We start from the raw sequence: 14,894 nt of genomic DNA, 5'->3' as shown, positions 1-14,894 counted from the left end.
TAAAGTTTTACCACTTGATTTACGTTTAGTTGTTTTTTAAACAACAGCGTGCTTTATTTAGTGTTTTGGTCTTATAAAAAGCAATTTAACGGCTTGTTAACAACACGATGTTAATAAAATCCGTACTTTTAGATTATTAACAATAAAAACAGAAATTATGTCAAATAACGCAGGAAGTACATTATTGGCTTTATTAACTGGTGCAGCTATTGGAGCTGGATTCGGAATTTTATATGCACCGGACAAAGGTTCCAGAACCAGAGGAAAAATTAAAGATGGATATGATGATACCAAAAATAATTTGAAACATAAATATGAAAGCGCATCTGATGAGTTGAAACATAAGATTGCTCTTTTCAAACAAAATAATTTGCAGGATACTTATGATGAGATGCTTTCCAATGTGAGTCATAAAACGGAAGATGTAATTACTTTTTTAGAAGATAAATTGGCTAGTTTGAAAGAGCAAAATGCGAAGCTTCAAAAATAATATTGGTTACCAATACTAATTGATATTAAAAAACAGATATATGGCTTTTGAAGAGTTAAAAGAAAACACAGAGAATATTCAGGAACAGATGCAGTCTTTTTTGGAAAGCAATGTGGCTTATTATAAATTATGGGGTTTTAAGGTTGCAATGAAATCAACCACCATGATTCTTAAGTTCACGTTGATTTTTATATGTTTTGGCATTGTTTTATTATTTTGCTCCATTGCAGGAGCGTTGGCAATTGGCAAATATTTAGACAGTTATCCATTAGGATTTTTAAGCATAGCAGGAGTATACCTTGTCTTAACAGGTCTTTTATTCACCATCAGAGAAAGATTTTTTGAAGGATCAGTATTAGAGAAATTTTCTGAAATATTTTTTAACGACGACTAAATTATGGAAACAAAAAAATATTCATCCTATTCTCAGATTGATAGGGAATTGGAAATATTGAAAATTGAAAAGGAAATCAGTTATCAAAAACTGGTTTACGGGATTAAAAAAACGAAAGAGAGTTTTACACCACAAAACATTGTCAGTGGAGTGATAGGTTCTTCGTTGAATGCTTTTTCAGGTAATTACGGGACGCTAATAAATCTTGCCATTCCATACGTTGTTAAAGCAGTTCCTTTTGTTTCCAAGGCTTTTCCAACGGTTCTCAAATGGGTATCAAAATTAAAAAGAGGCAATTAAGCCTCTTTTTTTTTGTAGTATTATATTTCTATTTCAGGTTCTTCCGGAGCGGGAAGTGTGTGATGACCTGTATTTGTATGATGTTCCTCGTCTGCTTTTGGTTTTCTCTTTTTATTCTTATTTTTCATCATTTCGCCCACTTGGTTAGACGCGCTGAAAGAAGCGACCATATTATTCAGCATATCGCTTCCGGCTTGAGGAGAATTGGGTAACAAGATTAAATTAGAGTTAGCGTCTGCGCCAATGGCTTGCAATGTGTCATAATGTTGTGTTACCACAATAAGCGCCGAAGCCTCCTGAGAGTTTATACCAACTTTGTTTAAAACATCCACACTTTCTACTAAACCTCTTGCAATTTCACGTCTCTGATCCGCAATTCCTTGTCCTTGTAAACGTTTGCTTTCTGCTTCTGCTTTGGCTTTAGCTACAATTCTAATTCTGGAGGCTTCTGCTTCAAATTCTGCCACCGTTTTTTCTCTATCCGCTGCATTGATTCGGTTCATCGCATTTTTCACTTGAATATCCGGGTCAATATCAGTAACCAAAGTATTGATAATCGTATAACCATAAGTGGTCATTGCTTCGTTCAATTCTCTTTTTACAGCAATTGCAATATCATCTTTTCGTTCAAAAACATCATCTAGTTTTAATTTTGGAACTTCAGCACGAACGACATCAAATACGTAAGAAGTAATCTGATCGTGTGGATATTCCAGTTTGTAAAAAGCATCGTAAACAGTTTCTTTGATGACCATAAATTGTACTGATACTTTTAGTTTAACGAAAACATTGTCTTTCGTTTTGGTTTCGATAATAACATCTAATTGTTGAATTTTTAGATTAACGCGTCCGGCAATTCGATCAATTAAAGGAATTTTCAGTTGAAGTCCAGATTGTCTGACACTCAAGAATTTTCCAAAGCGTTCAATGATGACGGAGGTTTGTTGTTTGACAGTAAAAAAGGAAGAAAGTAAGATAAATAATGCGAAGACAAATAGAATAATTAGTGTAATGTTCATAGTATGAATAATTTAATTAAAAAGTTAGTGTTAAATTACAAAAAAACTTTAGGTTTGCCGTGATTAAATTTTAAAACATGAAAAAGATAGGTTTTACTACTGTTTTTATACTCATTTCAATGGTTGCTTTTGCCCAATATAATTACAGAGATGCAAATAGGATCGGAATTACTTTTGGAGTAAATCAATTTACATTGAATACCAATAATTTCCAGACTAAACCAGGTTCAGGATGGAACGGTGGACTTTCCGTGAGAGGAAATTTCTATAATGATTGGGATATGGTTTATGCCTTGCAGTTTAGTGAAAATAATTTTACGGTTGCCACCAAAAGCTTTTTTTTAGCAAATGAAGAGGTGAATTACAAATTACCATCAGCTCAAATATCGCTGCAGTTGAGTTACAAATTGATCGAAAATCATTTAAGTGTTGAGTTTGGGCCTTTAGTTCAAGTAAACGGAAAATTTAAAATTGATTCGAATAAAGAAAACAACAACATTTCAGGAACCACATTGTTAGCCAAAGATATTGTTGATATTTCTAAGTTTAATTTTTATCCAACAGTTGGAATAACGGCCGGAGTTCGCCATTTCCGAGTTAATGTCTCTTATCAATATGGACTGAACAATATGCTGGGTAACTTGAACACGAAGAATTTAGGCGTAAATTTCAAAGGAAATCCAGGAATTATCAATGGAGATTTGATTCTATATTTATAAAAAAAGCTCCCAAATTTGGGAGCTTTTTTGCTTTTATAAAGTAGCTATTGCTTTTTGAATTCTATTTATCGTTTCGTCTTTTCCAATTACTTCAACGATATCAAATAGGTGAGGGCCTTTCAATGCGCCAACCAAACTCAATCGAAACGGTTGCATTACTTTCCCCATTCCAATTTCATTTTTCGTCATCCAATCTTTTACGATTGTTTCGATATTCATAGAAGTAAAATCGGTTATTTCCTCCACAACAGAGATTAATTCCTGCATTAATGCTGGAGTTTCTTCCTTCCAGTTTTTGCTTGCTTTTTCATCATACGAAGTTGGAGCCACAAAAAAGAAATCACTCATTTCCCAAAATTCAGAAACAAAGTGGGCGCGTTCTTTGATTAAAGAAACCACTTTTGTCACTATGTTTTCAGAAACAGTGAAACCTTTTTCAGCCAAAATAGGAGCGAAGGCTTTCGCCAAATCTTCATCTTTTTGTTTTACCAAATACTGATGATTAAACCACTTGTTTTTTTCTGGGTCAAATTTAGCTCCGGCTTTATGTACTCGGCTTAAATCGAATGCAGCAACTAGTTCTTCAAGTGTATATAATTCTTTTTCCGTTCCGTCATTCCAACCTAATAAAGCCAGGAAGTTGATAACTGATTCCGGGAAAAATCCTTTTTCTCTGTATCCTGATGAAACACCTTCTTCGGTTTTCCAATCCAATGGAAATACAGGGAATCCCATTTTGTCACCATCACGTTTGGATAATTTTCCGTTCCCGATAGGTTTCATAATCAATGGTAAATGTGCAAATTCTGGTGCTTCCCAACCAAAAGCTCTGTACAATAAAACATGCAAAGGCAATGATGGCAACCATTCTTCACCACGAATTACGTGAGAAGTTTCCATTAAATGATCATCCACAATATTTGCTAAATGATAGGTTGGCATTCCATCGCTTTTAAACAAAACTTTATCGTCTAAAAGATTCGTTTCAAATTTTACATCACCGCGAATGATGTCATGCATATGTAAAGTTTCGTTCACCGGAGTTTTAAAACGGATAACATAAGCGGAACCATCGGCAATTCTTTTGGCAGTTTCTTCAGTAGAAATAATTAAAGAAGTGTCTAGTTTTTCTCTGTTATGGTGATTGTATATAAAGGTTTTACCTTGTTCTTCTTCTAATTTTCTTGCCGTATCCAAAGCTTCGGCTGTATCAAAAGCATAATACGCATTACCAGAATTGATTAACTGATCAGCATATTGTTTGTACAAATGTTTTCTTTCGCTTTGACGGTAAGGACCAAATTTTTCATTCTTTCCAATGGTTTCATCTGGCGCAATTCCTAACCATTCCAGTGCTTCCATGATATATTCTTCGGCACCTGGAACATAACGGTTTTGGTCGGTATCTTCAATTCTTAAGAAGAACACACCATTATTTTTTTTGGCAAACAAATAATTGAATAATGCGGTACGAACTCCGCCAATATGTAAAGGTCCAGTTGGACTTGGTGCAAAACGCACACGAACTTGCTTCGACATTTTTATAAATTTTGTGGCAAAGATACAACTCTAATTATATAATTTGGAAAGGATTGCAATTAGATAATTCAGACAATTAGTGCATTTTCTAATCTTCTATTTGATAAATTTTCTAATTAAAAATTAGTACTTTTATTGGTTATTACAAATAAGTTAGAAATTTTGGAAACAGGAAATGTTATTTTTCAAAAACTAGAGGCTTTTATCAAAAAGTATTACACCAATGAACTGATTCGGGGATTGTTATTCTTCATCGGTTTAGGGTTGTTGTATTTTTTGTTCACTCTTTTTGTGGAGTATTTTCTTTGGCTTAAGCCAATGGGAAGAACGCTCTTGTTTTGGACTTTTGTTGCTATTGAAGTTTTCCTGTTGTTCCGATTTATTTTGTTTCCAATATTTAAATTATTCAAACTACAAAAAGGAATTGATTACAAACAGGCTTCAAGCATTATCGGAAATCATTTTGCAGAAGTAAGCGATAAGCTGACTAATTTTCTGCAATTATCAGATGCTGATAGTCATCAGCATAAATCCGAATTATTAGCAGCATCAATAGAGCAAAAAGCTAGAACCTTACAACCGATTCCTTTTGGAAACGCGATTAACTTAAATAAGAATAAAAAGTTTTTACCTCTTGCATTGTTTCCTATTGTGGTTTTATCGCTGTTTTATTTGTCGGGTAATAGTACAATAATTTCTCAAAGTTTGAATAGGGTAGTGCATTTCAATTCGCCATTTTTGCCTCCGGCTCCATTTAAATTCATTCTTTTAAATAGTAATCTGCAAACAGAACAAAATAAAGATTTCATACTTCGAGTAAAAACCATAGGGAAAGTTGTTCCTGAAAACGCGACAATTTTTATCGATGATGAAAGTTATTTTATGGAAACCACTAAATCGGGGGATTTCCAATTTAAGATTTCGAAACCAGTTAAAGACGTATTGTTTCACGTGGAGGCCAATGGGATTTCTTCTGAGGATTATGAATTGAAAGTGGTGACAGTTCCGTCTATTTCTAATTTTGAAATGGTATTAAATTTCCCGTCTTATCTCAATAGAAAACCGGAATACATCAAAGGAACCGGAAATGCAATTATTCCGGAAGGAACCAGAGTTACCTGGAAAATGAATACGCAAGCGACTCAAAATGTGGTTTTGAAGGATGCATCATCTGTTTTTCCTTTTTCGAAAGCTGAAAACACGTTCAGTTTATCAAAATATATTCTTCAAAATACAGAATATCAAATTCTTACGTCGAATGATAAAGTAAAAAACTATGAAAAGTTAGATTATCAGCTTTCTATAGTCAAGGATCAGTATCCAACAATCAAAGTTAGTACTGCTCCTGATAGTTTGAAGGTGGAAAAAAATTATGTATTAGGCCGAATTTCTGACGATTATGGATTGTCTAAGCTTCATGTGGTGTATTATGAAAGAGACAAGCCACAAACTGCCAAACGTGGAACAATTGTTGTGAAGGCATCCGTATTTGATCAGTTCGTATTTACTTTCCCTGGAAACCTTCCGGTAGAACAAGGCAAGTCGTATGATTATTATTTTGAGGTTTTTGATAATGATGCAATCCATCGTTTTAAAAGCACTAAATCATCTGTTTTCTCGAATCGAGTTTCTACAGATGAAGAAAAGGAAGATCAGGTTTTGAAGCAGCAAAATGATAATATTAATAGTTTGGAGAAGTCTTTAAAAAATCAGGACAAACAAATCTCTGCCATTGAAAAAATTCAAAAGAGCGGAAAAGAAAAAAATAATTTGGAATTCAATGATCAGCAGAAAGTAAATGATTTTATCCATCGTCAAAAGCAACAGGATGAAATGATGAAGGAATTTGCGGAGAAAATGAAAGATAATTTAGATAAGTTCAAAACGGATAAAAAGGACGAACTTAAAGAAGATTTACAAAAACGTTTGGATAAAGCCGATAAGGATTTGGAGAAAAATCAAAAATTATTGGACGAACTAAAAGCATTGAATGATAAAATCAAGAATGAAGACTTGCTGGATAAATTAGAGAAATTCAAACAAAACAGTAAAAACCAAACTAAAAATTTAGCGCAATTAGTGGAGCTGACTAAGCGTTATTATGTAGGTAAAAAAGCGGAACAATTGGCCGATAAATTAGACAAGCTTTCTGAGAAGCAAGATAAATTATCGGAAAACGAAAAGGAAAATAAATCAGAGAAACAGCAGGAGATAAATGATGCTTTCGATAAAATTCAAGAAGATTTAAAAGATTTGGAAAAGGAAAACAAGGAACTGAAATCTCCAATGGATCTTCCTAAAGATGCGGAGAAGGAAAAAAGTATTGATGAAGATTTAAAGAAAGCTTCCGAAGAATTAAAAAAGCTAAGCCAATCGAAAGCTAAAGCGAAACAAAAAAGTGCGGCAAAGAAAATGAAAGAGATGTCCATGAAAATGGAACAAAGTATGGAAGGTTCTGAGAAGGAACAATTACAGGAAGATGTCAAAATGTTGAGACAAATCTTGGATAATTTATTGGCGTTTTCATTATCTCAAGAAGACGTAATGATTCAGTTCAAAGGGCTGAAAACAGGATCTCCTTCTTTTAATAAAAACATTAAAGTACAGCAGAATTTAAAACTGCAGTTCAAACATGTTGATGATAGTTTGTTTGCTATGTCTTTGCGAAACCAAAAAATTGCTGAGGACGTCACAAAAGAAATAGGCAATGTACATTACAATATTGATAAATCTTTGGAGACTTTAGCAGATTCACAAATTCCAAAAGGATTATCTCATCAGCAGTATACGATTTCTGCTGCCAATAAGCTGGCGGATTTTCTGAGTGAAATTCTGAATGGCATGCAAATGTCATTGTCCGGAATGGGTTCAGGTAAACCAAAACCAGGTCAGGGCCAAGGAATGCAATTGCCGGATATTATTAAAAAACAGGAAGGACTTGGTGAAAAAATGAAAGATGGAATAGAGAAAGGGAAGAAGCCGGGAGAAGGACAAAAGCCAGGCGATGGAGAAAAAGGAAAAAAGGGTGCTGGACAAAATGGGGAAAACGGCGAAGACGGTGAAGGAGATGCCAAAGCAATAATGGAAATTTACAAAGAACAAAAGGAACTGCGTGAAGCGTTACAAAACGAATTAAACAAACAGGGGCTAGGAGGAAACGGCCAAAGTGCTTTGGAGCAAATGAAGCAAATAGAAAAACAGCTTTTGAACAAAGGATTTAAAAACGAGACGCTTCAAAAAATTCTGAATGTAAAACAGGAATTATTGAAATTAAACACGGCGGTTCAGCAACAAGGACAGGAAAATAAACGGCAATCTGAAACCAATAAAAAGGAATTTAATAACCAATCTAATGCATTGCCATCCGCTTTATTAGATTATTTGAATAGCATCGAAATATTAAATAGACAATCCTTACCTTTGCGCTCGAATTTTAATCAAAAAGTTCAAGAATATTTTAATAAAAAATGATCAATTTTAATTACGAAACCGACTTTACTTTAGAGAACGAAGAAGCAATTGCTGCCTGGTTAACCAATGTTATTACTTCGGAAAACAAGAAAGAGGGAGAGATAAATTATATCTTCTGTGATGATGAGTACTTGCATAAAATCAATCTGGAATATCTCAATCACGATACATTAACCGATATCATCAGTTTTGATTACACGATGGGGAATGAGATTAGTGGCGATATTTTCGTTTCTGTTGAAAGAGTAAAAGACAATGCTAATGATTTTAATGTTGCATTTGATGAAGAATTGAAACGTGTTTTGGTTCATGGTGTTCTGCATTATTGCGGATATAAAGACAAAGGTGAAGCAGATGAACTGTTGATGCGTAATAAAGAAGATGAAAAGATTGCGTTGTTCCACGTGGAACGATAAATCGGATCTTACGGAATAAAGAAAGTTGTTTCACGTGGAACAATTATAGAATCACTTTGTGCCGGTATTAAATGTTTCACGTGGAACAATAAAATAAAACCAAGGTTTAGGCGGTTCAAATCCTGCCTGAATCTTAAACCTGAGTTTTCTCAGAACAAAATAAGAAGAAAATGTTTCAAGAAGAATACGATGTAATTGTTGTTGGCGCGGGTCACGCAGGTTCAGAAGCTGCAGCCGCGGCCGCTAATTTGGGTTCCAAAACTTTATTGGTTACAATGAGTTTGCAGAACATCGCCCAGATGTCTTGCAATCCTGCCATGGGAGGAATTGCCAAAGGACAGATAGTTCGAGAGATTGATGCTTTGGGTGGTTACTCAGGAATTGTTTCCGACAGAACGGCGATTCAATTCAAGATGCTGAACAAGTCCAAAGGTCCTGCGATGTGGTCGCCAAGGGTTCAAAGTGACCGAATGCGTTTTGCTGAAGAGTGGCGTATGATGTTAGAGGGAACTCCAAATCTTGATTTTTATCAGGAAATGGTAAAAGGTTTAATCATTGAAAACGGAAAGATAAAAGGAATCCGCACTTCGCTTGGAGTAGAGATTCGATCTAAATCAGTTGTGCTTACTAATGGAACTTTCCTAAACGGATTGATACATATTGGAGAGAAACAATTTGGCGGAGGAAGAGCAGGCGAGAGTGCTGCTTACGGAATCACCGAGGATTTAGTGAACGCGGGTTTTCAAGCCGGAAGAATGAAGACGGGAACTCCTCCTAGAGTGGATGGTCGTTCTTTGGATTATTCCAAAATGAACGAAGAAAAAGGAGATGCGAAACCAGATAAGTTTTCATATTCTGATGTTACTTCGCCTTTGATTCATCAAAGATCTTGTCATATGACCTATACTTCTCTTGATGTGCATGATATTTTAAGGGAGGGTTTTGATCGTTCGCCAATGTTTAATGGTAGAATAAAAAGTCTCGGACCAAGATATTGTCCGTCTATAGAAGATAAAATTAATCGTTTTGCTGATAAAGAAAGACACCAGTTATTTGTTGAGCCAGAAGGATGGAATACCTGTGAGGTTTATGTAAATGGTTTTTCCACTTCGCTTCCCGAGGACATTCAATTCAAAGCGCTGCGTTCCGTTGTGGGTTTTGAGAAAGTGAAATTTTTCCGTCCTGGATATGCAATCGAATATGATTATTTTCCACCAACACAATTGAAACATACTTTGGAAACGAAGTTGGTTGAAGGTTTGTATTTCGCAGGACAAATAAATGGAACCACTGGATATGAAGAAGCAGCTTCTCAAGGATTGATGGCGGGAATTAATGCGCATTTAAAAGTGCATGAAAAAGCGCCGTTAATTTTAAAAAGAGACGAAGCTTATATTGGGGTTTTAATTGATGACTTAATTACCAAAGGAACGGAAGAACCCTACCGAATGTTTACTTCTCGTGCAGAATACAGAACGTTATTGCGTCAGGATAATGCCGATTTCAGATTAACGCCAATGTCTCATGAAATTGGTTTGGCTTCTGAAAAGCGTTTGCGCAGAATGGAACACAAATTAAATCAATCGGAGAAAATGGTTGCTTTCTTCAAAGAAACGAGTGTTTCTGTTGCGGAAGCAAATCCTATTTTAGAATCAAAAGATACGGCACTTATAACTCAAGGCGATAAAATGTTTAAGGTGTTTTCTCGTCCGCAAATTGATTTGGAAGACATCATGAAATTTGAAAAGGTGGCAACATATATTGCAGAAAACGATGTGGATCAGGAAATATTAGAACAAGCCGAGATTCAAGTGAAGTATTCTGGATACATAGAAAAAGAAAGAAACAACGCGGATAAATTGCTTAGATTGGAAGATGTGAAGATCCCGGAAAATTTTGATTATAATAAAATCAAATCGATGTCAATTGAAGCAAAGCAAAAACTGAGCAAGATTAGGCCGGTGACTATTTCTCAAGCTTCACGGATTAGTGGCGTTTCTCCAAGCGATGTTTCGGTGTTGTTGATTTATATGGGACGTTAAGAAAGTGTTCAGTAATCAGTTTACAGTCGTCAGTTTACAGTCGTCAGTTTGATCTGCGACCTATAATGAATATTGAATAGTAAAAATTGTTCCACGTGAAACTATTAATTAATTTATAAATATAATTTTCAGGAATCGTGTTAAACTGACCACTGAAAACTGACCACTGAAAACTAAAAATGGACATTTCAAACAAAAAGCATTTTTTAACCGTTAAAGATTATTCCGTTTCTAAAGAAACATTTGATTTGTATCATGACGAAGATTTGGACATGTTGATTACATCTCCGCAACCTAGTTTAGAAAATTTAGGAAAGTACTACGAAAGCGTGGATTATATTTCACATACAGACAGTAAGCGTTCGTTGTTTGAAAAAGCGTACCATTTTGTGAAAAACATTGCGCTAAAAAACAAACTTGATTTGATTAATTCGCTGCAACCGGATAAAGGAAGGATTTTGGATATCGGAGCAGGAACCGGAGATTTTTTATCGGTAGCAAAACAAAATGGTTGGCAGACAATAGGAGTAGAGCCAAGTGATAAAGCAAAAACGATTGCGGAAAGCAAAGGCGTTTCGTTTGTCGAAAAAACAACGGAATTGGAAAATCAATCTTTCGATGTTATTTCGATGTGGCACGTTCTGGAACACGTTCCTAATTTAGACGAACAGATAAAAGAATTGAAACGACTGTTAAAACCAAATGGGACTTTAATTATTGCGGTACCGAATTTCAAATCTTTCGATGCAAAACATTACGGAAATTTTTGGGCCGCTTATGATGTGCCTATTCATTTTTGGCATTTTTCAAAAACGGCGATACAGTCTCTTTTCCAAAAAGAAAAAATGAAACTTATAAAAGTGCTTCCTATGAAGTTTGATTCTTTTTATGTTGCCTTGCTTTCAGAAAAATATAAAACTGGGAAAATGAATTTTATAAAAGCCTTTTTCGTCGGTTTACAGTCGAATTGGAAAGCGAAGAAGAATTTGGAGTATTCATCCCATATTTACATCATAAAAAACAGCTAAATCTCGTTTTAAGCTTATTTAGAAGCTGATTTAAGGTTTGACTATATGATTTGTTGTCTTTTTTGAGAAGTCCTTTTATATGAAAGCTATTGAATCGGGTTTTGATAACCTTAAATTATTAATAAAACAATTACAATAACAAAAACTGATATCATAAATAAATGTGCATTTTTTAAACTTTATGTCAATGCTACTTTTTTTTTTATATTTTTGTCACACATACTTAAAAAATTAGAAATTCACCAAATGAAATCGAAGATTCACGAATACCAAAAAAGAAATATTAAAAATATGAGTAAAAAAGCATTAGTAATTATCGCACTTTCAATTACAGTACTATCTTGTAATAAACCAGCAACTGCAGTTAAGGAAGTAAAAACAGCTTACGTTGATACTTCAGTGTTAATGAAAGAATATACAGAAGCCAAAGATCTTGAGGCTAAATATAAAGCCAAATCAGAGGAAAAAGGAAGACAACTAGATGCTGAAATTGCAAGATTCAAGCAAGAAGCTGCCGGTTTTCAAGCACAAGCACAAGCAAACGGTCAAGCTTGGGCACAACAAAAAGGAGCTGAATTACAAAAAAGAGAGCAACAATTAGGTGCTGCACAACAACAATTAGCACAAGAGTTGCAACAAGAAAGTGGAAAAGAAATGGATTCTTTGGTTAGTGGTGTAAAAAAATTCATCAAAACCTATGGTAAAGAAAAAGGATACTCTTATATCTACGGAACTGGTGATGCAGCTTCAATTTTGTATGCTGAAGATAAATACGATATCACAAAAGAGATTATTAAAGAATTGAATGATAAATACAAATCTGCAACTCCAAAAGAAGCGGAAGCAAAAAAATAATATATTTTACTATTAATTCAAAATATAGCCTTCATCTAGATTTAGATTGAGGGCTTTTTTTTTGAAGCTATTTCCCGCTATCCGCTTCATCTCTCGTTTAGAAAGCCTTTTTTCTTACCCATAAAAGGAGCTTCCTATGGTCGCTCTTTTCCGGCCAGAAACAATTACTTTCTAAATTTCGAGGATTTACACTTCTATCGGGGCTGAAAAACATTGGAATCCAAACAAAAAATGTTCGTTAAAACTAAAATACTATTGCTATTTTCAATATTTTAGCTATCTCTATACACGCCAAATGCAAACAATCTCTGAAGCCGCAGCTTACACCTTACAATTCATTAATCAAACGCATCGATCGGTATTTCTTACCGGCAAAGCAGGAACCGGTAAAACCACGCTGCTGCGCGAAATTATTCAAACCACCCATAAGAATACGGTTGTTGTTGCACCTACGGGAATAGCGGCTTTAAATGCTGGCGGCGTTACGATTCACTCGATGTTTCAGTTGCCTTTCGGGGGTTTTATTCCGGAATTCAATGTAGCTTCTCAATTTTCAGAAAGTGTAAAATTTGAATCAAAAGACACCTTGCGCAGGCATTTCAAAATGAGCGGTTTGAAGAAATCGGTTATTCGCAATATGGAATTACTGATTATAGACGAAGTGAGTATGCTACGAGCTGATTTATTGGATGCGATGGATTATATGATGCAAACCGTTCGCAAAAGGAATACTCCTTTTGGAGGCGTACAAGTATTATTTATTGGTGATTTGTTGCAATTGCCTCCGGTAATTCGTGATGAAGAATGGCGCACACTTCGCAACTATTACAAAGGTAAATTCTTTTTCCATTCGCATGTTGTGCAGCAAAACCCGCCTTTGTATATCGAATTGTCTAAAATTTTCCGCCAGACGGACGATAAGTTTATCGCTGTTTTAAATAATTTGCGGAACAATCAGATTTCACAGGAAGATATTCAAGCCTTAAATCAATACGTAAAACCGGATTTTGATTTAAAAGCCAACAAAGGTTACATTACGCTAACTACGCATAATGTCAAGGCCGATACAATGAATGCGCAAGCTTTGGAAGATTTAGTAGGCAAAGAAGTTATCTACAAACCTGAAATTGTTGGCGATTTCCCTGACAAAATATTTCCGGTGGAAGAACATTTGAAACTCAAAATTGGTGCGCAAGTAATGTTCGTCAAGAACGATTTGTCTTTTGATAAAAATTATTTCAATGGGAAAATGGGTGTTATTAAATCCCTTTCGAGCCATGAAATTCTCGTTCATTTTCCAGAGGAAAACAAAACTATAGAAGTCGAAAAATACGAATGGCAAAATATCCGCTATAAAGTAGACGAAACGACCAAGGAAGTTGCCGAGGAAGTATTAGGGACTTTTGTTCATTATCCCATCAAGCTGGCGTGGGCGATAACAGTTCATAAAAGCCAGGGATTAACGTTTGATAAAGCTGCGCTCGATGTTTCGCAAGTTTTCCTTCCAGGACAGGCATATGTGGCATTGTCGCGTTTGCGTTCGTTAGAAGGGCTTATTTTGCTGTCTCCGCTGAGAATGAATGGGATTTCGAATGATCAGGATGTGATGGATTATTCGTTAAACAAAGCTTCTGATGAAATATTAAAGAATGCGTTGCATTTTGAAACTAAAAATTTCATTCATAACTATCTGATAAACACATTCGATTGGCAGGATTTAGCACAGGAATGGCGCAATCACCAATACAGTTACAACGATAAATCGGAAAGTTCAGCCAAATCAAAACAGTCACTTTGGGCTAAAAAGCAAACGGAAACCATCGAACAGCTTTTGGAACCATCCAAAAAATTCATTTTGCAATTGAATAAACTCTTTGCTCAGGAAACGGTCGATTTAAATCATGTTTTTGACAGAATACAAGCAGCATTCAATTATTTTCTGGTTCCAATGGATAAATTGGTTTACGAAATCCTTTGGAAATTGGAAGAAGTAAGACGCATCAAGAAAGTAAAGGCCTATTACGATGAATTAATTGTTTTGGAAGAGTTGCAAACGAAAGCGGTTTTGCGTTTAATGAAAGCCAAATTATTGATAGAAACTGTTGTCTCGGGAGAAACTATTTCCAAAGAAAAATTGACATCAGCAGAGATAAAGCTATATATAACCAAAAAAACGGATGCGATTCGGGAAGAATTCAAAAATGTAAATGTCACTTTGATTGATGACGAAAAAGATATAGAACGATATACTTCGAAAAAGGCAACTAAAAAAGCGCCAAAAAAATCAACGGTTCAGGAAACCTATGAATTGTGGATTGAGAAGAATTCTATTCAAGATATCGCAACCATACGAGTGCTTACAAAACAAACTATTTACAGTCATTTCGTCAAATTGATTCAAGAAAAAGCAATAGATATTAAAGAGGTTTTGCCTCAAGACAGAATACAGGAATTAGCCGATGCTTTTAGAGGATATAAAGAAGAATCCTTGAATGCATTGATGGAAAAAAACAGTGAAAAATTCACTTGGGATGAGGCCCGAATGTATAAAGCGAGTTTGAATTAAGTATCGTTAAATAAAAGCTATAAAAAAACCTATTCGTTCAGAATAGGTTTTTTTG

At 35.0% G+C, this 14,894-nt stretch carries 12 protein-coding genes; 10 read left to right on the top strand and 2 right to left on the bottom strand.

Annotated elements, in window-relative coordinates; translation table 11 throughout:
• Positions 1-157: 157 nt before the first annotated feature.
• Genes BUC23_RS10930 through BUC23_RS10920 form a run of 3 tightly spaced genes read left to right on the top strand, consistent with a single transcriptional unit; the run spans position 158 to position 1,184 of the window.
• On the top strand, positions 158-490 hold the full coding sequence (locus tag BUC23_RS10930; RefSeq protein WP_073209350.1) for a YtxH domain-containing protein: 333 nt from the start codon (positions 158-160) through the stop codon (positions 488-490).
• 40 nt (positions 491-530) lie between these two features.
• Positions 531-884: a competence protein gene (locus BUC23_RS10925; protein ID WP_073209348.1), complete on the top strand. Its 354-nt coding sequence runs from the start codon at positions 531-533 to the stop codon at positions 882-884.
• Between the two features lie 3 nt (positions 885-887).
• Positions 888-1,184, top strand: a complete 297-nt coding sequence (locus BUC23_RS10920; protein WP_073209346.1) for a DUF6327 family protein — start codon at positions 888-890, stop codon at positions 1,182-1,184.
• Positions 1,185-1,204: 20 nt separating this feature from the next.
• Here the strand turns inward: BUC23_RS10920 and BUC23_RS10915 are convergent, their stop codons facing one another.
• A complete protein-coding gene (locus tag BUC23_RS10915; protein ID WP_073209344.1) occupies positions 1,205-2,203 on the bottom strand; it encodes an SPFH domain-containing protein in 999 nt (332 codons plus the stop codon).
• A gap of 77 nt (positions 2,204-2,280) precedes the next feature.
• On the opposite strand from BUC23_RS10915, the gene BUC23_RS10910 reads away from it, so the two are divergent.
• Entirely contained in the window at positions 2,281-2,922 is a 642-nt protein-coding gene (locus tag BUC23_RS10910) for an outer membrane beta-barrel protein (RefSeq protein WP_073209342.1), read from the top strand.
• A 33-nt stretch (positions 2,923-2,955) separates the two neighbouring features.
• On the opposite strand, the gene gltX is transcribed toward BUC23_RS10910, so the two are convergent.
• Positions 2,956-4,461 (bottom strand): glutamate--tRNA ligase, encoded by a 1,506-nt coding sequence (gltX, locus tag BUC23_RS10905; protein WP_073209341.1) that lies wholly within the window; start codon positions 4,459-4,461, stop codon positions 2,956-2,958.
• A 162-nt stretch (positions 4,462-4,623) separates the two neighbouring features.
• Between gltX and BUC23_RS10900 the strand changes: the two genes are divergently transcribed.
• From BUC23_RS10900 to BUC23_RS10875, 6 genes are all read left to right on the top strand, one after another.
• A complete protein-coding gene (locus BUC23_RS10900; protein ID WP_073209534.1) occupies positions 4,624-7,932 on the top strand; it encodes a DUF4175 family protein in 3,309 nt (1,102 codons plus the stop codon).
• Positions 7,929-8,348, top strand: coding sequence for an rRNA maturation RNase YbeY (gene ybeY, locus BUC23_RS10895; protein WP_073209339.1), 420 nt, complete (start codon positions 7,929-7,931; stop codon positions 8,346-8,348). Before BUC23_RS10900 ends, ybeY begins: the two co-directional genes overlap by 4 nt.
• Before the next feature lie 170 nt (positions 8,349-8,518).
• Positions 8,519-10,390, top strand: coding sequence for a tRNA uridine-5-carboxymethylaminomethyl(34) synthesis enzyme MnmG (gene mnmG / locus BUC23_RS10890; RefSeq protein ID WP_073209337.1), 1,872 nt, complete (start codon positions 8,519-8,521; stop codon positions 10,388-10,390).
• Positions 10,391-10,569: 179 nt separating this feature from the next.
• A complete protein-coding gene (locus tag BUC23_RS10885; protein ID WP_073209335.1) occupies positions 10,570-11,418 on the top strand; it encodes a class I SAM-dependent methyltransferase in 849 nt (282 codons plus the stop codon).
• A 246-nt stretch (positions 11,419-11,664) separates the two neighbouring features.
• Positions 11,665-12,273 (top strand): OmpH/Skp family outer membrane protein, encoded by a 609-nt coding sequence (locus BUC23_RS10880; RefSeq protein WP_244153797.1) that lies wholly within the window; start codon positions 11,665-11,667, stop codon positions 12,271-12,273.
• A 295-nt stretch (positions 12,274-12,568) separates the two neighbouring features.
• Positions 12,569-14,839: a helix-turn-helix domain-containing protein gene (locus BUC23_RS10875; RefSeq protein WP_073209333.1), complete on the top strand. Its 2,271-nt coding sequence runs from the start codon at positions 12,569-12,571 to the stop codon at positions 14,837-14,839.
• Positions 14,840-14,894 lie beyond the last annotated feature (55 nt).

Source organism: Flavobacterium xinjiangense, from assembly GCF_900142885.1.
GTDB lineage: Bacteria > Bacteroidota > Bacteroidia > Flavobacteriales > Flavobacteriaceae > Flavobacterium > Flavobacterium xinjiangense.
The sequence above is the reverse complement of the archived record's forward strand: the minus strand, read 5'-3'. Positions and strand labels throughout refer to the sequence as shown.